The 21544-nt window shown below is 71.8% G+C and carries 20 protein-coding genes and 2 pseudogenes; 10 read left to right on the top strand and 12 right to left on the bottom strand.

From position 1 onward, the window contains the following. The first annotated feature begins 226 nt into the window (after positions 1-226). Positions 227-1063, top strand: coding sequence for a hypothetical protein (locus tag H483_RS36960; protein ID WP_017838439.1), 837 nt, complete (start codon positions 227-229; stop codon positions 1061-1063). A 65-nt stretch (positions 1064-1128) separates the two neighbouring features. Here the strand turns inward: H483_RS36960 and H483_RS36955 are convergent, their stop codons facing one another. Continuing rightward, complete coding sequence (locus tag H483_RS36955) at positions 1129-1743, bottom strand: malonic semialdehyde reductase (protein ID WP_017838438.1); 615 nt, start codon at positions 1741-1743, stop codon at positions 1129-1131. A 124-nt stretch (positions 1744-1867) separates the two neighbouring features. On the opposite strand from H483_RS36955, the gene H483_RS36950 reads away from it, so the two are divergent. Continuing rightward, the gene (locus H483_RS36950) at positions 1868-2167 is read left to right on the top strand and encodes a hypothetical protein (protein ID WP_017838437.1); all 300 of its coding nucleotides are present in this window, start codon (positions 1868-1870) and stop codon (positions 2165-2167) included. Positions 2168-2259: 92 nt separating this feature from the next. Next, positions 2260-3051, top strand: a complete 792-nt coding sequence (locus tag H483_RS36945; RefSeq protein ID WP_017838436.1) for an ROK family protein — start codon at positions 2260-2262, stop codon at positions 3049-3051. A 12-nt stretch (positions 3052-3063) separates the two neighbouring features. Here the strand turns inward: H483_RS36945 and H483_RS36940 are convergent, their stop codons facing one another. Further along, a complete protein-coding gene (locus H483_RS36940; RefSeq protein ID WP_238556410.1) occupies positions 3064-6489 on the bottom strand; it encodes a DEAD/DEAH box helicase in 3426 nt (1141 codons plus the stop codon). A gap of 92 nt (positions 6490-6581) precedes the next feature. On the opposite strand from H483_RS36940, the gene H483_RS36935 reads away from it, so the two are divergent. From H483_RS36935 to H483_RS36925, 3 genes are all read left to right on the top strand, one after another. After that, a complete protein-coding gene (locus H483_RS36935) occupies positions 6582-6929 on the top strand; it encodes a helix-turn-helix transcriptional regulator (protein WP_017838434.1) in 348 nt (115 codons plus the stop codon). Between the two features lie 78 nt (positions 6930-7007). Beyond that, complete coding sequence (locus H483_RS36930) at positions 7008-7991, top strand: SRPBCC family protein (RefSeq protein ID WP_031265324.1); 984 nt, start codon at positions 7008-7010, stop codon at positions 7989-7991. Between the two features lie 87 nt (positions 7992-8078). Then, on the top strand, positions 8079-8666 hold the full coding sequence (locus H483_RS36925) for a dihydrofolate reductase family protein (protein ID WP_017838432.1): 588 nt from the start codon (positions 8079-8081) through the stop codon (positions 8664-8666). A 22-nt stretch (positions 8667-8688) separates the two neighbouring features. Here the strand turns inward: H483_RS36925 and H483_RS36920 are convergent, their stop codons facing one another. From H483_RS36920 to H483_RS36890, 7 genes and pseudogenes are all read right to left on the bottom strand, one after another. After that, positions 8689-9372, bottom strand: coding sequence for a TetR/AcrR family transcriptional regulator (locus tag H483_RS36920; protein WP_152428084.1), 684 nt, complete (start codon positions 9370-9372; stop codon positions 8689-8691). Positions 9373-9407: 35 nt separating this feature from the next. Continuing rightward, positions 9408-10460, bottom strand: a complete 1053-nt coding sequence (locus H483_RS36915) for a PDR/VanB family oxidoreductase (RefSeq protein ID WP_017838430.1) — start codon at positions 10458-10460, stop codon at positions 9408-9410. A gap of 1 nt (position 10461) precedes the next feature. Then, entirely contained in the window at positions 10462-11355 is an 894-nt protein-coding gene (locus tag H483_RS36910; protein ID WP_017838429.1) for a metal-dependent hydrolase, read from the bottom strand. A 41-nt stretch (positions 11356-11396) separates the two neighbouring features. Continuing rightward, positions 11397-12170 carry an SDR family NAD(P)-dependent oxidoreductase gene (locus H483_RS40265; RefSeq protein ID WP_238556412.1) on the bottom strand — a complete coding sequence of 258 codons (774 nt, stop codon included), beginning with the start codon at positions 12168-12170 and terminating at the stop codon, positions 11397-11399. A 170-nt stretch (positions 12171-12340) separates the two neighbouring features. After that, positions 12341-13180, bottom strand: a pseudogene (locus tag H483_RS40260) (alpha/beta fold hydrolase); the annotation flags it as partial. Further along, positions 13177-14070, bottom strand: coding sequence for a M24 family metallopeptidase (locus tag H483_RS36895; RefSeq protein ID WP_031265320.1), 894 nt, complete (start codon positions 14068-14070; stop codon positions 13177-13179). The gene H483_RS36895 and the pseudogene H483_RS40260, both read right to left, overlap by 4 nt. Before the next feature lie 80 nt (positions 14071-14150). Next, the gene (locus H483_RS36890; RefSeq protein WP_042330300.1) at positions 14151-15227 is read right to left on the bottom strand and encodes a DUF368 domain-containing protein; all 1077 of its coding nucleotides are present in this window, start codon (positions 15225-15227) and stop codon (positions 14151-14153) included. 168 nt (positions 15228-15395) lie between these two features. Here H483_RS36890 and H483_RS36885 point away from each other — a divergent pair, with 168 nt between their 5' ends. From H483_RS36885 to H483_RS36875, 4 genes are all read left to right on the top strand, one after another. Then, positions 15396-16136 carry a hypothetical protein gene (locus tag H483_RS36885; RefSeq protein ID WP_031265317.1) on the top strand — a complete coding sequence of 247 codons (741 nt, stop codon included), beginning with the start codon at positions 15396-15398 and terminating at the stop codon, positions 16134-16136. Between the two features lie 174 nt (positions 16137-16310). Then, positions 16311-17156, top strand: a complete 846-nt coding sequence (locus H483_RS40255) for a YncE family protein (RefSeq protein WP_238556408.1) — start codon at positions 16311-16313, stop codon at positions 17154-17156. A gap of 6 nt (positions 17157-17162) precedes the next feature. Then, positions 17163-17633 carry a YncE family protein gene (locus H483_RS40250; RefSeq protein ID WP_017838425.1) on the top strand — a complete coding sequence of 157 codons (471 nt, stop codon included), beginning with the start codon at positions 17163-17165 and terminating at the stop codon, positions 17631-17633. Positions 17634-17707: 74 nt separating this feature from the next. Beyond that, positions 17708-19033, top strand: a complete 1326-nt coding sequence (locus tag H483_RS36875; RefSeq protein ID WP_017838424.1) for an FAD-binding oxidoreductase — start codon at positions 17708-17710, stop codon at positions 19031-19033. A 28-nt stretch (positions 19034-19061) separates the two neighbouring features. Here the strand turns inward: H483_RS36875 and H483_RS36870 are convergent, their stop codons facing one another. From H483_RS36870 to H483_RS39745, 3 genes and pseudogenes are all read right to left on the bottom strand, one after another. Next, complete coding sequence (locus tag H483_RS36870; RefSeq protein WP_017838423.1) at positions 19062-20090, bottom strand: hypothetical protein; 1029 nt, start codon at positions 20088-20090, stop codon at positions 19062-19064. Continuing rightward, positions 20087-20989, bottom strand: coding sequence for a carbon-nitrogen hydrolase family protein (locus tag H483_RS36865; protein ID WP_017838422.1), 903 nt, complete (start codon positions 20987-20989; stop codon positions 20087-20089). Before H483_RS36865 ends, H483_RS36870 begins: the two co-directional genes overlap by 4 nt. Before the next feature lie 61 nt (positions 20990-21050). Continuing rightward, positions 21051-21544 (bottom strand): annotated as a pseudogene (locus tag H483_RS39745) (hypothetical protein); the annotation flags it as partial.

Below are 21544 nucleotides of genomic sequence, written 5' to 3'. Positions count from 1 at the left end.
CGGTCCCTTCTTCGACGTGTTCTTGAGCGTACTCGGATCAATACCGGCCTACTGCGGGACCGGACAGTCCGTACAACTGCCGAACAGTTGAGTCTATTCCGCTCAAGTAGCTGATTCCGGTGTGAACGCCGCCACCACGTGAGTATGTTCTTACGGGTACCGCGAGGCCCCCCCTCGCATCGACCCAGGACAGGCCCCCGTTGACCCCCTCACCCCACCCCGCGCCGTGAACAGACAGCGATCTGTTCATCCTGCCGTCAGCTTCTCCGCCTACCTGCTGGCGATCGTCGTACCGCTCGTCCTGGCGCTGGCGGTCGTCGGATCCTCGCCGGCCCTCCTGGCGATGGTCCCCGAAGAGCACCGCGGCACCGTCGCCTCCTTCGGCGAGGGCGCAGCCCGCGTGTCAGGCGGGGACGGCGGCCTGTTCAGGCCGGCCCACGCGGATGCCGCCAACTCCACGGTCCCGGGCACGGCCGTCCCGCTCCGGGGCGAGTGGTCGCCTCGCCGCGCCGCGGACATCCAGCCCCCTGCCGGGCTGATCGCGGGGGTCGACTACGCGGTCGAGGCCACCGAGGACGGGTACCTCGCACATTGGCCGTGCGAACACGAGATCCCCGTGCGCTCCTACGACGCGCCCCCGGGCAGCGAGCCCGACCTCGCGTGGGCGGTCGAGACCCTCGCCTTCGCCAGCGGCCTCCCCCTCAGGTACGCGGGGCCCGGTGCCGAGGGAGAGCGCGAAGGCGACGGCGCCATCTCCGTGACGTACGGCGACCACCCCATGTTCCACACCGACCCCGAGATCGCGGGGCTGGGCGGCGTCACGGTGTGGCCGCGAGGGTTGGTCCTCCAGGGCTCGGTGACCCTGCGGCCGGATCAGATCAGCCCCGTCCCCGGGGACGCCTGGACCCGCAGCCTGACGCTTCACGAACTCATGCACGCCGTGGGCGTCGACCACGCCGTGGCGCACGGGCCCGAGGTCATGGCGGAACGGCCGGGCCCGCACCCTCCGACGATCCTGGGCTACGGCGACCAGTTCGCGCTACGACTCGTCGGCTGCCTGTGACGCGCGGGCTGTGCCTGTGACGCGCGGGCTGCCCGGGGCCCGCCGGTTGCGGGTGACGACCCCCCTTAGAGGGTCGTGACGACCTCGTCGTAGTCGAGTCGCGGCAGCCGGTCGAACCAGGCGTTCTCCGCCGGCGTGCCGATGTTGATCGCCACGAGGACGCGGTGGCGCCCGTCGGGGAAGAACTCCGCGGCGATCCCCTCGGCGTCGAACCCGGTCATCGGGCCGGCGGCGAGACCCGCTGCGCGGATGCCCAGGATGGTGTAGCCGACCTGCAGGCTCGCGTTGAGCTCGGCCACACCGGCCCGCGCGGCCTCGTCCGCGAACAGGTCGCGGGCGCCGGGGAAGTGGGGGAAGAGCCGGGGTAGTTCGTCGTGGAAGTCCACATCGGCGGCGAGCAGCGCGACGGCCGGCGCGGCGGCGGTCTTGGCCCGGTTGCCCTCGGCCAGGTGCGGCAACAGTCGGGCCTTGGCCTCCTCGGACCGCACCACCACGATCCTCAGCGGCTGGTTGTTCATCGACGTCGGGGCCCACTTGACCAGGTCATAGATCGCGCGGAGCTGCTCGTCGGTCACGGGCTGGTCGGTGAACGCGTTGGCGGAACGGGCCTCCCGGAAGAGCAGGTCCTGCGCAGCGGAGTCCAGGGCCAGGGCGGTCGGGACCTCAAAAGATGTTGTCATATCTACTAGAGCCCCCGATGCACTCCGCCGAATCCCGGTCGAATGGTGATGTCCGTCACCCCGCGCGCCTACGCTCACCTCATCGACCGCTCACCTCGTCGTCGTCATCCCCCCGGAGGTCCCCATGCTCACCCGCACCCGATCCGCGACGCTGGCCGTCCCGGTCGCCACCGCCGCCCTCGTGCTGGCGACCCTGACCGGCTGCAACGCGATGGACCCCAACCAGGGCGGTGACACCACCTGCGGCGACTACATGGAGATGCCGCCCGAGGACCAGCGCGAGGTGATCACCACCTTCCTCGACGAGAAGGGGCAGTCCGACCCCGCCGGCATGGAGGTGACGCTGAACCAGGAGTCGGCCAAGCTCTACTGCGGAACCGTGGGCCAGGCGAGCGACCCGATCCGCAACATCGATACGGGGTAGCACCGATACCGGGTAGCACCCCACCACACCCAATAGCCCGCCCGCTACGAACTATTAGTGACAATGGTCGGTGTGGAACGGGAGGCGATCTGATGAGGAACGGCGTCGTCGTCGACATCGGCGGCAGCGGGACGCGGATCGGTGCCGTGGTCGACGGCCGCGTGGTGGGAGTCCACGGGGCCGAGGTGGCCACCGCCGAGGATCTGGCCGCGGTGATCCGGGCCGTCGATCCCCTCCCCAGCGGCGTCGGCGTGTCGGTCAGCGGGCACGTCGACGCCGACCGTGGGGTCATCGAGGCCTCCCGCGCCGCCGCCTGGGCCGAGGGGCCGATGCGCTCCCAGTTGGTCGCCCTCCTGGACGCCCCGGTGTCCGTGATCGGCCACGGCGATGCCCACGCCCTGGCCCTGACCCAGCTGCCGGATGTCGAGTTCGGCGGCATCGCCATCTCCCTGGGCACCACCCTGTCGTTCGGGGCGCTCAACCGCCACGGTGCGCTCATCCACCCGTGCGGGCCCACCGGGTGGGACCTCGGGCACTGGCGGCTGGTCGTGGACGGCGGCACCACCGAGGCGTGGTGGGGTCTGGGCGGGCACGGGCTCTACGACCTCGAGCGGGAACACGGCGACGGTGCCGCCGAGATCTACGCCCACCGGGTGGGCTCCTTCGTGGTGGACGCCGTCCAGTTGTTCCGGCCGCGCACGGTCCTGCTCACCGGCGGGATCGTGGTGGGGCTGGGCGAGGCGCTGCACGGGCCGGTGGCCGAGCAGCTGCACACGTTGCCGCACACCATCCCGGCGCCGCGGGTCGTGTTCTCGCCCTCGCGGGACACGGCGCTGTTCGGGGCCGCGGTGGCCGCGGGGTTGGCGATGCCGGCGGTGCGGTGATCGCCCGCGCAGCTATTCGATCAACCCCCGCAGGTCCTCGGCGGTGAGCGCGGCCGAGAAGTGCTCTCCGCTGTCCAGCACGGAGGCGAAGAGCTCGGCCTTGCGGCGCTGGAGCTCGACGACCCGTTCCTCGATGGTGTCGCGGGCGACCATCCGGTACACCAGCACGGGCCGGGTCTGACCGATGCGGTGGGCCCGGTCCACGGCCTGCGCCTCGGTGGCCGGGTTCCACCACGGGTCCAGCAGGAAGACGTAGTCGGCGCCCACGAGGTTCAGGCCCACTCCCCCGGCCTTGAGGCTCAGGCAGAACACCTGCGCGCCGCCCTCGGTGAACTCGCCGACGGCACCGGCCCGGTCGGTGGTGCTGCCGTCGAGGTGAGCGACGGTGATCCCCTCGGCCTGCAGCCTGTCGACCACCGTGTCGAGGTAGCTGGTGAACTGGCTGAACACCAATGCCCGGTGCCCCTCGGCCACGATCTCGCGCAGCGATGCGACGAGCTCGTCGGTCTTGGCGGAGGGGATTGAGGAGTGTTCCGGGTCCACCAACGAGGGGTCCAGGCACAGGCGACGCAGGACGGTCAGCCCGGCGAGGATGCTGATGCGGTTGGAGTCGAAGTCGTCGAGCAGCGCCAGCAGCGAGGCCCGCTGCCGGGCGAGCTCGCGTTCGTAGACCCTCCGGTGCGCTGCCGTGAGCTCGACCTCCAGCACCGCGTCGGTGCGGGGTGGCAACTCGCCGGCCACCAGCTCCTTGCGGCGCCGCAGGAGGAACGGCCGCAGTCGGCGGCGCAGGCGACGCAGTGCCTCCGCGTCCCCGTCCTTCTCGATGGGGGTCCTGAACAGCGCGCGGAACTCCGCGGCGTCGGGCAGGACTCCGCGGCAGGACAGGGCCGCGATCGCCCACAGCTCGGTGAGGTTGTTCTCCATGGGGGTGCCGGTGACGGCCAGCAGGAAGTCCGCGCGCAACCCCGCGAGCGCGGCGAACAGCTTGGACGAGGGGTTCTTGGCCTGCTGGGCCTCGTCCAGGATCACCCCGGCCCACTCGATCCCCGCGTACGCCTCGGCATCGAGCCGCAGGACCGTTGCAGAAGTCACGACGATGTCATGCGCGGCCGCGTCCTCGGCCACGGTGGTGGGCGACTTGTTTTCGGTGGCGGAGCGTCGGGCCACGCGCAGCGAGGGCACGAACCTGCGGGCCTCGGCCTCCCAGTTGGGCACTACGGACGAGGGTGCCACCACGAGGAACGGCCCCGGGGAGCCGGCGACCGTCTCGGCGACCGTCCCGGCGCCGGTGGCGGGGCGGTCCTTGTGGCCCTCGTGCGCGTGGGCGATCAGCGCGAGCGCCTGGACCGTCTTGCCGAGCCCCATGTCGTCGGCCAGGATCCCGCCGATCCGGTGCCGCCACAGCATGGCCAGCCAGTCCAGTCCCTGTTGCTGATACGGCCTGAGCTCGGCCTTCAGCTCGGCGGGAACCGGAACCGGCTGGGGACTGTCCGAGGCGAGCTCGAGCAGTGCCTGCGCCCGGCCCGTGGGCGGCGCGAGGTCGTCGGCCAGCTCGGCCAGGTCCGACCAGAGCCCGGCCTGGCCGAGCCCGATCCGGATGTCACCCGCCCCGTCGGCCCCGCCGGCACGGGCGGAGGACGCCGCGAGCGCCTCGTCGAGCAGCGTGCGCAGTTCCCCGAAGCGCTCGAGGTCGACCGGGACCAACACGCCATCGTCGGTGACGAACTCCGGTTGCCCGCTCACCACCGCCCGGAACACCGTGGCGAACGGCACCGGTCGCCCCTCGACGGTCACGCCCACCGACAGCCCCAGCCAGTCGATCCCGGACCGGTCGTCCTCGGCAGCCACCCGGATCCGCGGCCCCTCGGCGGCCCGGCGGATCTCCGGGACCCCCTCGCGCACGGTCACCCGCACGCCGTCGAGGGCGCGTAGGGCCACCACCCCGTCCGCCAGCAGCACCGCCGCGTCGTGCCCGGCGATCCGCAGGCGTCCGGGAGCGACGACCCATCCCCACCCGGCGTCCTCGGCTCTCCCCGCGAGATCCAGCGACTCGCGGTCCGCCAGGGCCGGCCCCGCGTCCCCCAGGTCCACGGGAGTCAGCGGACGACGTCGCGTCGTCTCCGTGCCGTCGCTCATCCGCAACACCTCGAGCCGGGACCACTCCGCGAGGAGGTCCGGCCCGTCCGCGGAACCGGGTCCGGTGTAGCGGCGGATGACGAAGTCGAACTCGACTCGGTCGAGCTCGGGCAACTCCAGGCGACCGGCGCGGTCGACGACAGGGAACGCATCGGCCAGACCGGGGAGGAAGTCGCCGCAGAACTCGGCCACGGATTGATCCGGGATGGCCAGCTCGCGCCATCGCCGCAGATCGCGGGCCACCCCGTGGTCGAGCCGCCCGACGGGGCACAGCTCCAGCACCCTGTCGCGGACCACCGCGACGAGGTCACCGCGGTCACCTACGAGTGCGCCGGGCAGGGGTCGATTGATCGCCTCGCCGTCGGGCGTCGTCCGGTCGCCGTCGGCCGTCACCGGGTCGTCGTCGGGCATCATCGGGTCGTCGTCGGCGGGCCGTATCTCCGCCGCGGCGGTGACCACCACCTCCCGGCCGTCGGGTGACCAGGCCGTGAGCCCCACGCGCCGGCGGGGCCCGGGCCGGACGTCGTGCAGTCCGTCGCCGGGGACGATCTCCACCTCCGCCTCGGCAGCGGTGGCGATGAGCGGCCACAGCGCGGGCACCTCGGCGTCGCACAGGTCCAACCAGACCCGGGCCTGACGACGACTACGAGCCAAGGCGTCCACGGCGCGGAACCAGCTGGTCTGGGCGGCGCTCATATCCGCTGTCCACCCGTAGCGCAGCCGATCCCATTCGACGCCCGCCGATTTCCACCGGCCGCCCCGGCCCGGCACGACGATGCGGGCGCGGAGCCGGTTGCCCAGACCGGGCCGCAGCCCGCCGGTCCAGCCGTCGTCCACGGTCTCGTCCGCCACCACCGACAGCTGCAGGCCGTAGACCTCCGACTCGCGCGGCGGGGACTGCACCACCATCTCGTGCATCATCTCCTCGACCCGCTGCCGCCACTCGGGCACCGGGTCGCTGACGCCCGCCACGCCACCGTCCCGGGCGCCGTGGTCGCCACCGCCCGCCCCGACGAACAGCATGAGCGCCGCGGCGTGCTTACACCGCATAGCCACCGGGCAGGTGCAGGTGCTGAGCTTCGGACGGGACCAGCCGTCCTGATCGGGCTTCCCCAAAGCGACCTCGGTCCGGTACCGACGCCCGCCACTTCCCGCGACCAGGGCCGACAGGGTCCGCGAACCGGGGTTGTATCCCACGTCGCCGATGGCGTCCGCGTTGACGTACGGCCGCGACCGAGCCAGCGCCGCGGACCCCACGAACCGCTCGACCTCGGACTCGGGGACCCTCACGCTCGACCGCACGCACCCAGGGTAGGGCCGACCCACGACATCGGGGCGGGCGACGTAGGCCACACCATTGACGCGATCCCCACGGAGGCATAATGTGAAACCAAATGGTTTCATATCACACGCACGAGGTGGATCTCAGTGAGGACGACGTGGATCGGTTGTTCCGGGCGCTGGCAGACGCCACGCGCCGGGACATCGTCCGTCGCACACTCACCGACGAGTACTCCATCTCCGATCTCGCCCATCACTACGACATGTCGTTCGCGGCGGTCCGCAAGCACGTCAACGTCCTCGAGGAGGCCGGGCTCGTGACCGACGACCGCCACGGCCGGGAGCGCCGCATCCGGGGCAATCCCGAGGCGATTCGCCGTGCCCAGAGCCTGCTGGACGGCTTCGAACGCCTCTGGCGGGCGCGCATCGCCAGACTCGACGCCCTACTCGCCGAGGACTGACCCCGAATCCGATCCTGACCCTCACCGCCACACCCAGACCGCACGCCGGGAGCACCACCGCGAGAGAAGAGGCCGACCATGCCAGTGACATCCGTGGACAAGAACCTCGAGGAGTTGACGCTGACCATCGTCGCCGACTTCCCGGTGACGGTCCGTCGACTCTGGGACACGTACGCGGACCCGCGCCAGCTGGAGAGATTCTGGGGCCCGCCCCAGTGGCCTGCCACCTTCACCCGTCACGACTTCTGCCCCGGCGGCCGGTCCGAGTACTACATGACGGGGCCCGACGACACCCGCAGTGGCGGCTACTGGGAGTTCCTGACCGTGGTCGAGGGGGTCTCGTTCGAGGTGCTGGACGGCTTCACCGACGCGGGCGGCGCGCCCGATCCGGAGATGCCGACCATGCGCGCGGTGTTCTCCTTCGAGGAGACGGCCGGCGGCGCACGCCTGACCACCACCACTTACTTCGCCAGCCTCGACCAGCTCGAGCAACTCATCAGCATGGGCATGGAGGAGGGCACCCGCTCCGCCATGGCCCAGATCGACGACGTCCTGGCCGATCTGCGCACCTTCTCCGCCGACCGAGCGGCCATCTCACAGCTCCTGGGTGACACGCAGGTCCGGATCAGCCGTGTCCTGCGCGGGACGCCCCGGCAGATCTGGGAGGCACACCACGACCCGGAGCTGCTCAACCGGTGGTTCCACGGCCCCGACGGCTGGGCCCTGGTCGGCTGCCGGGTCGCCTCCGCGCCCGGCGAGACCACCCGCTTCGAATGGGCCCCCGACGACGGCGTCGAGGGCGAGGCGTTCGCCCTCGTCGGCGAACTCATCGAGACCGATCCGCCGCATCGGGAGGTCTTCACCGAGACGATGGAGGGGGTCGAGGGCCCGCCCACGCACAACGAGCAGACCCTCACCCCGGTCCAGGGCGGGACGCTGTTGACGCTCGTCATCACCTACGCCAGCGCCGAGCTCCGCGACCTCATCCTCGGCACCGGAATGGTCGACGGGATGGAGGCCGGCTACCGGCGGCTCGAGACGGAGCTGCTGTCCGCCGGGTGAACCGCGACCGGATGCCCCCCAGGACACATCACCACCCGAGCACGCCACCCCCACAGGACGTCACCACTCCACACTGAAAGGACCGCCATGCGCACACTCATCATCACCGCCTTCATGTCCCTCGACGGGGTCATGGAGGCGCCCGGCGGGGAAGAGGGGTACCGCAACGCCGGGTGGACCTTCCGGGACGTCCCCTTCGACGAGGCCGCCTACGAGATCAAGGGACGCGAGCAGGACGAGGCCACCGCGCTCCTGCTCGGGCGCCGCAGCTACGAGGCGTTCGCGCCGGTCTGGCCGAGCATGACCGAGGACTTCGCCCGGTACAACGAGCTGCCCAAGTACGTGGTGTCGTCCACCCTCACCGACGAGGATCTCGCCGACGACTGGGGGCCGACGTCCATCCTGCGCTCGGTCGAGGAGGTGGCCGGGCTCAAGGAGAGCGACGGTGGCCCGATCATCGTCCACGGCAGCGCGACGCTCGGCCACGCCCTGTCCGAGGCGGGCCTGGTCGACCGCTACCACCTGCTGGTCTTCCCGCTTCTGCTCGGCGCGGGCAAGCGGCTCTTCGGTACGGCCGATGTCGACGCCATACCCCTGGACCTCATCGAGCACGAGGCCTACGGGAACGGCGTCCAGAAGATGGTATTCGACGTCGCCCGGAAGGCGGGCGACTGACGACCGAGGCGGGAGGAGCCGGTCAGCCGAGTATCCGGGTGAGTGCCAGCATGCCCTCGTCCTCGGTCGGCAGGGTGACGCGGATGAGGGCCCTGAGGGTGGCCGTCAGGCGTGAGGCGAGTTCGTCGATCGTCTCGTCCTGATCTCCCCCGTCGAGCCAGGCGAGCGTCTGCACCTCGATGCACGTCAACCAGGAGCGGACGGTCAACCTGGCCAGGCGGGTCGGTTCGCCGATTCCGACGCGGCGGTAGATCTCCTGCTCAGCCCGCAGGAAGACCATGGAGACCACGGAATCGTCCGTGCCCGGGAGACGTGAGTTCCGGAGGAGCGCACGGGCGGGCAACCTCACCTCCTGACATGTGTAGAGGAAGTCGTGGAGAACCCGGACGAGTTCGGCGTCCTGATCGTCGGTGGTCTCGAGCCGGAGGCGGTCGACGAAATCCTGGGCGACGAGGTCCACAACGGACTGGAAGACCTCGTCCACCGACGAGTAGTGGCGGTAGAACAGCGCCCGGGACACACCCGCCCGGTTGACGATGTCCGCGACGGTGACCTTCTCGGAGATCGTCGCGGCGAACAGGGCGGACGCCGCTGAGGTGATCTGGCGCATCCGATCCCGGGGCGGCAGTCGTCGACGCTGCCCGGGGGGGCCGTCGGCTCCGCGGCCGGACGTGGTCGCCCCCGTGTCGTCCCTCTGCCCACTCACGAGCACCACCCTAGTGGGGCGGGGTCGGCCGACCACTACAGGTCCACGGTGAGACCGACGCCCTCCGCGCGGTCCGTGCACAGCAGCATCTCCCGCGCCCCCGGCCGGCCGGGCCCGCCCGCGCGCCCGCGTCGCTCGACGGCGCCTTCGCACACCTGCACGCGGCAGGTACCGCAGAACCCCTGCCGGCAGGAGTACGGGGTGTCGGGAACGGCGTCCAGGACCACGTCGAGCGCACTGCGGTCGGCCGGGACCTTAAGCGTGAGTCCCGCGCGCGCCAGGGTCACGTCGAACTCCCGCCCGGAGATCACCGGTGGTGGGGCGAAACGCTCGTAGTGCAGTGGCGCACGGACCGGGCCCCGTGCCGTCCGGACCAGGTCGAGGAGCGGGGTGGGGCCGCAGCAGTAGACGGCGGTGTCCGCGTCCGCCCACCCCAGAACCTCTCCGACCGACGGGTACCGCTCACGCTCCTCGTCGACGAGGAGCGTGAGCCGACTCCCCGCGAGGGCGACCAACTCATCGAGGAACGGCATCGACGCACGGGTCCGTCCGGCATAGACCAGGTGCCAGTCCAGCCCACGGGTCGCGCACTCGCGCGCCATGGTGACGATCGGCGTGATCCCGATCCCACCGGCGACGAGCAGCACCCGCGGCTCGCCGCAGAACGGGAACGCCGTCCGCGGCCCCTGCGTGTGCAGCACGTCCCCCTCGCGCACCCGCTCATGGATCTCCGTGGAGGCGGCACCGAGGCGCCGGACCGCCACCATGAGGCTGCGTGGGTCGGTGCCGCACAGCGAATACTGTCGGCGCAGTCCCGACGGAAGGGTCAGGTCCAGGTGTGCCCCCGGCGACCAGGACGGGGTGGGCGTCCCGTCCGCCGGTTCGAGAACCAGCCCGACCACGTCGTCGGCGAGGCCCGGCGTGTCGACGACCCGCATCGGGCGCACCCGGTCGACCTGCCGGACCCGGTCGGTCGACCACCCCTCGGACCGCCCGGGCAGGAACGCCACCGACGCGATCGCGCCGAGCAGCCGGTACCCGAGGATCCCCTGACCGTCCGCCTTCAGTTCCCTCGGGATGGCCGCCATGTCAGTGCCCTGCCCGCGCGGCCGGCGAGGTGGCCAGATAGCGGATCGCGGGCTCCACCGATCCCTGCTGGTTCGGATGGTATCCCCGCCGCAGGTAGGGCACGATCTCGCGGAGCAGCAGGGCGGGGCTGGGCAGCAGGCCGCGTCGGGCCGCCGCCGCCCAGTCCCGCCACCGGGCCCTGCGGTCGACCTCGGGGTCGACGGCCATGAGGAATCGGACGCCCCGGACCCACAACCAGAACAGCGCGGGGGTGACGAGGAGGTAGGCGCGCACTCTACGAATGTATGAGCTGTCCAGGTGGGTGAGCAGGTCGAAGCACACCGCGCGGTGCTCCACCTCCTCGGCACCGTGCCACCGGAGCAGGTCGAGCATCGTGGGGTCGGCCCCCGCCCGGTCGAGCGCCGGGGAGTCGAGGACCCAGTCACCGAGGACGGCCGTGTAGTGCTCGATCGCGGCGATGAGTGCGATGCGCTCCACCAGCCAGTTCTCGGCGCGACGGCCGCGCAGGTCCCGGCCTCCGAGCAGGATCCGGAACGCCCAGTCCACCTGCCTGGTGTAGGCGGCGACGTCGACACCGGCGGCGGCGAAATGACCGAGCACGCCACCGTGGGCCTGCGAGTGCATGGCCTCCTGGCCGATGAACCCCAGGACGTCCTCTCGGACCCGATCGTCCCTGATCATCGGCAGTGCCTCCTGGAGAACCCGCACGAACCAGTCCTCACCGGCGGGCAGCAACAGGTGCATCACGTTGAACGTGTGCGTGATGACCGGATCGCCGGGGATCCAGTGCCACGGCAGATCCGACCAGTCGAACTCGACCTCTCGGGCGACCAGCACGAGTTGTTCCTCGTCGTGCTGAGGACGCCCGCCCTGCGTTCCGGTGGTGGTGGCCATGGGGGTTCCTTTCCGGTTCCGTGCGGTGGGGACGGTGGGGTTCAGCTCGGGGTGAGGTCGGCGCGCGCCAGAGCGCGCAGCACCCCGGGCGCCAGTCCGTGGAGCCGCATCCCGATCCGGGACTCGGCGGTCACCGCGACGACGGCGCTGTTGCCGTCGGCGGCGCGCACGATCGCACGGGCGACCTTCTCCGGGCTGTAGTTGCGCCGGGCGTACTGCCCGGACGCGGCGCGGCGGGTCCTCTCCTGGGAGTCCTCGTCCATGCCGACGTAGCGGGTGGAGCGGCTGATGCCGGTGTTGACGAAGCCGGGACACACCACGGTGACGCCGATCCCGTGGCGCGCCAGGTCGGCACGCAGGGACTCGCTCAGGGCCAGCACGGCCGCCTTGGTGGTGCCGTAGGCGGGCAGGATGCGTGAGGGCAGGAACGCCGCCGCCGAGGAGAGGTTGACGAGCTGACCGCCGGTCCCGCGGTCGCGCATCATCTCGCCGAAGACCCGGCAGCCGTGTATGACACCCCACGGGTTGACGTCGATCACCGCCTGCCAGTCCTGGGGGGTGGTCTCGAGGAAACCACCGCCCATCCCGATACCCGCGTTGTTGATCACGACGTCCGGGACGCCGTGGCGCTCCCGCAGATCCTCGGCGAACTCCTGCCACGCGTCGGCATCGGTCACGTCGAGCAGGTACGGCACACCGGTGCCCCCCACGAGGCCGACCTGGCGGGCCGTACGCTCGGCGCCGTCGAGGTCGCGGTCGGCGATGACCACGGTGGCCCCGCGCGATCCGTACTCGACGGCCGTGGCGCGGCCGATCCCGCTTCCCGCGCCGGTGATGACGACGAGCTCTGCGCGCCGCCCGTCGACGGCCCGCGCGTTCTCCGACCCCCGGATCCGCTGACAGACCGTATGTGCTCGTCGACCAGTGCGGCGACCACCGCGGGCCGGTCACGCACCACCCAGTGCCCACCGACGACGGGACGCACGTGGACGTCGTCCGCACCGAGCCGTGCGCACTCCTGCAGGGCGGGCGTGACGAACACGTCCCGGATCGGGGTGAGGACCTGCACCGGCACCGTGGTGCGTCGCCGGCGGGGGCGTAAGAGGTGGCGGCGCATGTTCGCGCGATACATCTCGAGGCCGTTGACCAGATCGCGCTCCGACCTCGCGGTGTCGTCGGGGGGGACCTCGGAGTCGCCTCGACCGATCGCGGCGATCCGGCGCCCGAGCCCGTCCCCCACACCGCTGCGCCAGAGAGCCTCGGGCAACCACGGGAGGTGGAACCACCCGATGTAGGCGGAGGACAGGGACTGCGTGAGCATCGGGGCGGTGAGCTCGCGACCCTCACCGGTGATCCACAGGCCGACCAGGTCGAGGCACGGACCCGAGATCGACGTGAAGCTCGCGGCGCGCGAGGCCGCACCGCTCCCGGTGACGGCGTGCCAGGTCTGGATCGACCCCCAGTCGTGCCCGAGCAGGTGCACCGGTCGGTCCGGGGACACCGAGTCGATGACGGCGTCCAGATCCGCGGCGAGCTGGTCGTTTGAGTAGCCGGCGCGGGAGGTGGGTGCCTCGGAGTCCCCGGCGCCGCGGACGTCGTAGCTGACGACCCGGTAGCGGTCGGAGAGTTCGTGGGTGATGCCGTCCCAGACGCTGCGGTTGTCGGGATAACCGTGGACGCAGACGAGGGTCGGGGCATCGACCGGGCCGGTGACGGCGACCGCGAGAGAGAGCCCGTCGGTGGTCGCCACGGTCCGCAGCTGTGTATCGGCGCCCTGTGAATCGGCGGCCTGTGAATCGGCGGCCTGTGTATCGGCCCCGCTCATGCCGCGACCTCCGAGCTGGGCGTGGTCTCGGGGGTACCGAGGGCCTGGCCCAGCCCGCAGGCCAGGCCCTGCCGGCGCCACCTGCGCACGTGCGGGGTCTCGTCATCGAGCCACACGGCCGACCCGTCCGGGCGCACCACCAGCGCCTCCTCGAACTTGACCCCGACGTCGCGGAAGCCGATGTGCGGTTCCACCGCCCACAGTCCGGGCTCCGGGCGATGGTCGGAGATCTTCCCGGACGCCCACAGCGGTGAGCGATTGTGGGCACGCTCGACCATGAGGTCGCCGACGAGTGTGCGCGCGGCACGGCTGCCGAAGCCGAACGCGATGAAGCGGGGGATGCGCGACTCGATGTCGCCGATCTGATGGGCGATGACGCGCCCCGGGTAGACCCGGTGTCGGTTGTCATAGCCCTGGCGGCGGATGAGCTCGTCGACCTCGAGATAGACGTCGCGCAGCGTCGCGCCCTCGGTGATGAGACGTGGGATGAGGTCCCGATAGGCGGCCAGGTCGGTCATCAACTCGTCGTGGATCGGGTTCTCGCCGAGGACGCGCGCGTAACCGATGTCCCCCACGGCGCGGTCCAGCACCGGCGCGACGTCGAGGATGTAGGGCATCCCCTGCTCCAACCGTCGGCGAGTCGGGAAGAAGTGCAGCGGCGTGGCGAACCCGCGGAAGGCGGTCCGGTCGCCGAACCACGCGAACGGGGTGTGGAACCACTCCCGCACGCCCCGGTCGGAGAGCCACTCGTGCAGGCGGGCGGCCACCTCTCGTTCGGTGACCCCCTCGTCGAGGGTCGCCGCCACGCTCTCGACGCAGTCGTAGGACAGTCGCTGCACGGTGCGGTATCGCCGGAGGAACGTGGCATCCGTCACATCACTATGAGACATGGCGTCCATCATAGACACCGTGTCTCATTAAGCAAGGGCGCTGCCGCAGACGACCCGGCCCGTCCGGGCCGGGGGGCTACCTACTCACGATTCTCTAGCGCCGTGACCCGCGGGTCCGGATCGGTGGTGGCGGCCTTGGCCGCGAACACCCGCTCGACGGCCAGGACGATCACCACCACCACGACGCCGGCGACCACCGCGGCCAGGACGACCGGCCAGTCGGAGCCCGGCGCGAGGACGTCGGCCTCCTCGCTCTGCCAGGGCCACAGGGCCCGCAGGGAACCGAGCATCAGGCCGGCCATGGCGATGAGGGTGGGCTTGCGGAAGTCCTCCAGCAGGCGATCGAGGACCTTGACGAACAGCGAGATCCCGACCAGTGCCCCCAGCGCGAACACCCCGAGGTAGGCGAAGTTCCGGTCGTCCACCGCGCCGAGGGTCGGAGCGTAGAGCCCCATCGCCAGCAGCAGGTACGAGCCCGACACCCCGGGCAGGACCAGCGCGCAGATCGCCACCGCCGCGGCCACGAACACCAGCAGGTAGGACGGGTCGCTGATCGTCCCGCTCGGCAGTCCGGACAGCACGAACGCCAGGGCCGCACCACCGACGAAAACCAGTCCCAGCACCCAGTTCCGTCCACCCGGGGTGGCGCGTGCCATCCCGAGGGGCACCGCGATACTCGCCGCGACCATGCCGAGGAACAGTCCGCGGGCGATCTCCGGACTGCCCTCGACGAAGCCCTTGAGGACCCCGGCCAAGGTGAACACCATCGCGAGCATGCCGACGGCGAGCGGCAACAACAGCCACCAGTCCACGTGGCGGAAGGCCGCCGCCGTCCGCTCCCGACGGTCCGGACCGAGGACCGCCGACCTCATCCCGTCCACCACGTGCGCGCCGGAGTCCAACAACCGCGGATACACGCCGGTCACCAGGGCGACGGTGCCGCCCGAGACCCCGGGGACGAGCTCGGCCATGCCGATCAACCCGCCCCGGAGTCCGTTCCCGACCACCCCGAGCGGTCCGGGTCGGGCGGGAAGGGGCGACCGCGGGTCCAGATCCGCGTCCGCGACGGGGTCGTGATGAACGGACTCGGCTGCGGCGCCGGTGGGCGTCCCTCCCGGTTCCGGAGTGGACGCAGGCCGTGATGACTCGACTGACATCCCCCCAGTTTCCCCGACGACCCGCCCGGAAGCCCAGTCACCACCCCGTCCACCGGTTGTCTCTGTGATCAACCCGTCACCTCGCGGGCGTCTAGACTCGGCCGGACCGAGGTGGCGAACCGGTGTGAGAGTCCGTGTGAGAAGCAACGGTGACGAAGGGAGCGCGTCATGCCGATGCACTACCCACCACTGTCCGACGGCACCTACCGCTACGGCGATCCACCGCGACCCCTGCCCTCCCCCGTCCCGGGGCCGGATCCCGCCGAGCAGGCCCCGCACCACCACGCCGGCCACGGGAACCCCGGGAACGAGGAGCGCGGGTACGAGGATCCCGGTCCCGGTCCGCACGGGCCGCCCGGGCAGCACCCGCCGCACGGGCCTGGGGACGGTCCCGACGGTGACCGCACGAGCGGCAGGACGGCGGCCGCGGTGATCATCGGGGTGGCGGCCCTCGTCGTCGTCGTCATCCTGGGGTTGGCGCTCACGGGCCCCGGCTCCGGCTCTCGCAGCGGGCCCACCGGTATGCCGCGTGGACCGTTGCCGCCCCAGGCCTGGCAGGCCCCCGAGCGCGCACCGGGCGAGCTGTTCGACGTCGAGGGGAGTTTCACCGTGATGTCCTCTCCCGGTGAGCCGGTCTCGGGCGACGGATCGGGGTGCGACCTGCCGCTCACCCTCTCGGACATCGGCGAGGGCACGCGGATCACGCTGTCCCAGGGGGTCTCGACGCTGCTCGGCAGCACCATGCTCGCCTACGAGGGAGGTGACCTCTCCTCCTGCACGTTCACCTTCGACTTCGGCGAGGTCCCCTCGGGGGCGCCCTTCTACCTCATCGAGATCCCCGGACGCGGACAGCTCACCTACACCGAGGACGAGTTGCGCGCCGGCGTGGACATCACCCTCGGGCGGTGAGACGCCCGGGCCCGCCGCGTCGGCTCGGCGGAACCCCATCGCCCGTCACCCCGCCGACCTGGCGACCCGTTGACCCGGTGACCCGGTGTCCCGTTGACCGCGCGAACCGCGCTCCGTACACTCCCCGATACCAACCGGACACTTGTCCAGAAGATGTCGCCCTCGGGAGCCGCCGTGAACCGCCCGTCCGTCCTCGCCCGCGCCGCCGGCGCCCTCGCGCTCGCGGCGGCCACCGCCCTGGGAGGAGTGGTCGCCACGCCGACCGTCTCCGCCGCCACGGCCGACTCCCCCTACGTGAACCCGGCCCCGGGTCTGAAGAACGTCCTGTGGGTGGGCAACAACTGGGAGGGCACCGCGGACGCCGTGCAGCCGGACGGCGACTTCCACCGCATCGCACGGATCAACATCATCCCCGACCGCAACGAGCGCCTCACGGAGATCTACCGCGACCCGGCCCGCCTCGCCCTCTACCTCGGCATCCGCCAGATGGTCGGCGAGGGCCACGACCAATACGTCGACGACATGTACTCGACCAAGGACGGCCGGAACCTCATCGTGTCGCGGCCCAGCTTCGCCGACGTGGTCTCGATCGACATCGTGACGGGCGAGATCGCGTGGCGGTTCCCCGTCCAGGGGTTCCGTTCCGACCACATGGCGGTGAGCCCCGACGGATCGCAGGTCGCGGTGAGTGCGTCGACCGCCAAGTTGGTCCACGTCCTCGACACCGCCACCGGCCGGGAGATCGGCAGCTTCCCCTCGGGCGACAACGCGCACGAGAACGCCTACATCAAGGGCGGCACCCAGATCGTCAACGAGTCCATCGGCAACGTCTGGACGCCGCTCGACCAGCCGTGGGCCGACGCCACCAAGGGCGAGCGGGTGCTGCAGTTCGTCGACGCCGAGACGCTGCAGATCATCAGGCGCGTCGACCTGCGCGCCCGGCTCGCCGAGGCCGGCCGACCCGAGCTGAGCATCGGGGTGCGTCCGATGACCTTCTCCCCCGACTACCGCTTCATGTAATTCCAGGTGTCGTTCTTCCACGGGTTCATCGAGTACGACATCGAGGCGGACACGATCACGCGAATCGTGGACCTGCCCGTCACCCCCGCCGGCGACGTGCCCCGCGAGGCCCACCTGTTGGACTCCGGACACCACGGGATCTCCATGAACCCCCAGGGCACCCAGATCTGCGTCGCGGGCACGATGAGCGACTACGCCACCGTCGTCGACCGGGAGACCCTGCAGCACGGTCCGTTGGTCTCGACCGGTCTCAAGTCCTACTGGGTGACGACCGACCTCACCGGGGAACACTGCTTCGTGTCCTGGGCCAAGAGCAACACGGTCAGCGTGCTGTCCTTCGAGACCGGCGAGGAGGTGGACCGGATCCCCGTCGGGTACCACCCCCAGCGCATGAGGATCGGCGTGGCCCCGCGGGACTGGAACGGCAACCCGGTCCCGCTCCCCGCACCCGGGAACCCGCTTCCCGTGTTCTCCTGACCGTCGGGTCCGGCGCCGGCGGCTATCCTGGGGCACCGGCGGACGCCGACGGCAGGTAGTGAGGAGGCGCGGGGGTGGTCAGAATCCCAGGGGAGAACGCCGACGACGCCCTCTCCCGAGCCACGGACGACTTCTCCCGACCCTCGGACGTCGAGCGCCTCGTGTCGGACATCGACCTGTCGCCGTACCTCGACCGCGCCGACGACCCGGTCGAGGCACCGCTCCCCGACCCCGTCCCGGTGTCGACGGCCACCCCTCCGCTCCTGGCGCTGCGCGACCTCGTCACCGACCCGCGGTTCACCGATCTGTTCGCCCGCGCTCTGCGGGAGGCGGACCCGGATTTCCGCGAACTGTTCCCCCGCGACGCCTCGGGGGTGCTCGGCGAGTTCGTGCGCGCCATGTCCTGGGCGCTCGAGACAGTCGAGAACGCCCGCGGGGATGAGGCCGAGGTCGCCCAGGTGGTGGAGTTCGCCCGCCACCTCGGCGCCGACCACCGCAAACTCGAACTCTCCACCCGCCACCACCAGCGCTTCGGCGAGGCCCTCACCAGCACTCTCCGCCACCTGGCGGGCCCCGGTTGGGACGACCGGCTGTCCACCACGTTGGGCACGGTGTACCGGGTGCTGACGACCGCGCTCCGGGAGGGCGCGGCGGCCGGGCACGGGCCGGCGAGGGTCGGCGCGACCGTCGTGGAGGTGCTCCGCCCGACCCGCGACGTCGTGGTGGTCCGGTTGATCTCCGACGTGATGGTGGACTACCACCCCGGCCAGCACCTCAGCGTCCTGACCCCGTACACCCCGGGCGTGTGGCGCCGGTTCAGTCCGGCGATGCCGGCGAATCCGGCGGGCCAGATCGAGTTCCACGTCCGCGACGTCCCCGGCGGCGCCCTCAGCGGGTCCCTGGTCCGGGGTGTCGGGGTGGGCGACCGGTGGGTGCTGGCGCGGCCGCGCGGGTTGCTCGAGGTGGACCGCACCGAACCCGTCCGGGACGTGCTGATGATCGCCGGCGGCACCGGGATCGCCCCGCTGCGCTGCCTGCTGATGGACATGATGCGTCACGGTGCCAACCCGCGCGTGCACCTGTTCTACGGCGCGCGTCATCCGGGCGACCTCTACGACCTGCCCACCCTCGTCGACCTGGCCGCCACCGCACCGTGGCTCACCATTCAGCCGGTCTCCGAGGAGGACACCGACCCGTGGTGGGCCGGCGCGCGGCAGGAACTGCCCCGCACCCTGCACCGCCGACAGACCGGGACACTGGTGGACGTGGTGACCGGCTGGGGGTCGTGGGCGGACCGGCAGGTGCTGCTGGCCGGGTCACCTGAGATGCTCCGCGCCACAGTCCGCGGGATGGTGGCGGTCGGCACCCCACGGGAGAACATCAGCTTCGACCGGCCCTGACCCGACGGGCGCTCCCGGGCGGGCCGGGTCAGGCCTCCTCTGCATCCCCGACGGCGCGGCCGTCGTCGGCGTCCGCGGGAGTGCTACCCCCCGCCGCGTCATCACGCGCGGCCGCGCCTTCGCCGACCCCGCCGCCTCCCGGCCCCGCTGGCGTTGCGGTGCCTTGGGTCGGGGCGATGGGCGGAGTCGGGCTCGCCGGGGTGGTCGGGCTGGGCGTGGTCGCCGATGTGGTCGGGCTGGTCGGGCTGGTCGTGGGCGCCGCGCAGGGCTGGAACACGCGCCGGAACCGGTCCGGTACACCCAGTTGCTCCAATTGCTCGCGGCACACGTCGGACGACGGCTCCGCCAGGAACACCCAGGAGTCCTCACGCCACGACAGCAGCTCGAGATCGCCGTCCCGGCCACTGATCAGCAGAAACCGCCCGTCGCACTCACGCACGGTTGTTCCGTCGCCCAGCTCCCCGGCCACGAACTCGGGGGAACAACGCTCGGCGACCCCGGGCGGGCCGGTCGTGGTGGGCGTGGTGGGACGAGGGGTGGTGCGGGACGTCGAGGTGGTGGTCTCGGTGGTGGTCGTGGGTGTGGCCACGGGTTCGCGGTCGCCGCCCCCCGCCGTGACCAGCCACACGATCAACCCCGCGACCAGTGCCACCGCGAGCAGGATCGCCACGACGATCCACGGGGTCTGACCGCCGCCGGGTCCGTCGCCGTCCCAGCCGTCGCCACCGTTGCCGGCGTCGCCCGGGGGCGGGACATCCCCGGGCGGAGGCACGTGGGGTTGTGACGGCAGGTCACCGGTCGGGTGAGCGCCGGTCGGGTAAGCACTGGTCGGGTAGGCGCTGGTCGGGTAGGCGCCGGTCGCCCCCGCCGCGGCGGACCCGTCGGGGTACTGCGACCACGCGGTCCCGGTGCCCTCGCCCTCGATCGGCGGGAGATTCTCGGTCGGCGGATCGACCGAGCGGGTCGGTTCGGTGGGCGGGTCCGCGGGCACGTTCGGCTCGGTGGGAGGGTCCATCTCGCCGCCGCCACCCTCACCGCCGTCGCGCGGCCCGGTCACCGCACGACCTCCGCGGCCGACTCCTCCGCGACCGACTCCTCGGGGGCCGATTCCTCGGCGGCCGACTCCTCGGTGATCCTGCCGTTCGCGAGGACGGGGATCTTCTCCCGGATGACGGCCACCTCGTCGTCGTCGATCTCGAACACCACCAGTTCCGCCCCGGGGCCCGCCTCCTCGCGCACGGTCCCGTCCGGCCCCACGAGCACGGAGTGCCCGACGCCGGTCGGGGCGCCGCGCCTGACTTCCACTCCCTCCGCCTCGGGGTCGGCCTGACCCACGGCGACCAGGAACGTGGTGGCGTCGAGCGCGCGGGCGCGGGCCAGCAGCCGCCACTGGTCCACCTTCCCGGGGCCCGGTCCCCACGACGCGGCGCAGATCGTCACGCGCGCCCCCTCGGCGGCGAGTGCCCGGTACTGGCCGGGGAAGCGGATGTCGTAGCAGACGCTCAGGCCGATCCCCACGCCGTCGACGGTCACCACGCGGGTGCTGTCGCCGGGTTCGACCGTGTCGGACTCGGCGAACCCGAACGCGTCGAACAGGTGGATCTTGTCGTAACCCAGGTGGAGGTCGCGGTCGGGGCCGCCCGCGGCGTCGCCCCCGGCCGGTCCGGTCACCAGGAGTGTGTTGCGGACCCGGCCGCCCTGGCCGGGCGTGAACATCCCGACTACGACGACGACCCCGTACTCGCGGGCGATCGCGGCGACCTCGCTCGCCCAGGGGCCCTCGAGGGGCTCCGCGACCTCGTCGAGCCGGCCCGCCCCGAAGGCCCGCATCGTGGCCTCGGGCAGCACCACGATCCGGGCCCCCCGGGTGGCGGCCTCTTCCGCGGACTCGCGGACCAGGCGGAGATTGTCCGCGGGGTCGCGTCCGGACAGGATCTGGGCTGCGGCGATGCGCACGGCGCTCCTCCTGGGGCTCTCGGGGTCGGGCGGGCTGGCGGCCGGGTGCTCGCCCCCGACGCTACCCGCGCCGCAGCGCTCGGGCGGCCTGCGGTGCTGACCTCCTGACCGCCCGGGCACTCCGCTCCCAGAGCGCCCACACGAGCAGGCCCACGACCACCGACGCGGCGAAGGAGAGCCACACGTGGCCGGCGTCGCGGATCGGCGGGTAGACGAGGAAGTGGGTGAGGTAGATGAACAGCGAGGCCGCGGCGAGCGGGGTGAGCACCCTGACGACCGGCCGCGGCAGCCGGACCGACGGGACCCAGATCAGCGCGAGCAGTCCGACCACGATCACGACCTCGCGCCCCGGGTCACCGAACCACCCCGGCACGCACAGCAGGGCGACCGCCGAGCAGGCGAGGCGAGGCCACAGCGCGCGGGAGGGAGAGACCGTGCGGGCTGGCGAGTCGGCCCGGGCGGGAGCGGCGCAACGGGCGATCGCCCAGCCCAGGCCGAAGAGCCACAGCACGGCCGGTGCCGAGTACCAGACCTGCGGGCCGCCGCCGAGGTCGA

This window comes from Dietzia sp. UCD-THP, from assembly GCF_000349585.1.
In the GTDB taxonomy this organism is placed as follows: Bacteria; Actinomycetota; Actinomycetes; order Mycobacteriales; family Mycobacteriaceae; genus Dietzia; species Dietzia natronolimnaea_A.
Note: the sequence above shows the minus strand (reverse complement) of the source record. Positions and strands in the feature narration are given on the sequence as shown.

What these genes read in the sequence shown, in the direction of transcription:
- H483_RS36955 (WP_017838438.1), bottom strand. Translation starts at nt 1,743, where the DNA reads ATGACAACATCTTTTGAGGTCCCGACCGCCCTGGCCCTGGACTCCGCT.
- H483_RS36950 (WP_017838437.1), top strand. Translation starts at nt 1,868, where the DNA reads ATGCTCACCCGCACCCGATCCGCGACGCTGGCCGTCCCGGTCGCCACC.
- H483_RS36945 (WP_017838436.1), top strand. Translation starts at nt 2,260, where the DNA reads ATGAGGAACGGCGTCGTCGTCGACATCGGCGGCAGCGGGACGCGGATC.
- H483_RS36935 (WP_017838434.1), top strand. Translation starts at nt 6,582, where the DNA reads ATGGTTTCATATCACACGCACGAGGTGGATCTCAGTGAGGACGACGTG.
- H483_RS36930 (WP_031265324.1), top strand. Translation starts at nt 7,008, where the DNA reads ATGCCAGTGACATCCGTGGACAAGAACCTCGAGGAGTTGACGCTGACC.
- H483_RS36925 (WP_017838432.1), top strand. Translation starts at nt 8,079, where the DNA reads ATGCGCACACTCATCATCACCGCCTTCATGTCCCTCGACGGGGTCATG.
- H483_RS36915 (WP_017838430.1), bottom strand. Translation starts at nt 10,460, where the DNA reads ATGGCGGCCATCCCGAGGGAACTGAAGGCGGACGGTCAGGGGATCCTC.
- H483_RS36910 (WP_017838429.1), bottom strand. Translation starts at nt 11,355, where the DNA reads ATGGCCACCACCACCGGAACGCAGGGCGGGCGTCCTCAGCACGACGAG.
- H483_RS36895 (WP_031265320.1), bottom strand. Translation starts at nt 14,070, where the DNA reads ATGTCTCATAGTGATGTGACGGATGCCACGTTCCTCCGGCGATACCGC.
- H483_RS36890 (WP_042330300.1), bottom strand. Translation starts at nt 15,227, where the DNA reads ATGTCAGTCGAGTCATCACGGCCTGCGTCCACTCCGGAACCGGGAGGG.
- H483_RS36885 (WP_031265317.1), top strand. Translation starts at nt 15,396, where the DNA reads ATGCCGATGCACTACCCACCACTGTCCGACGGCACCTACCGCTACGGC.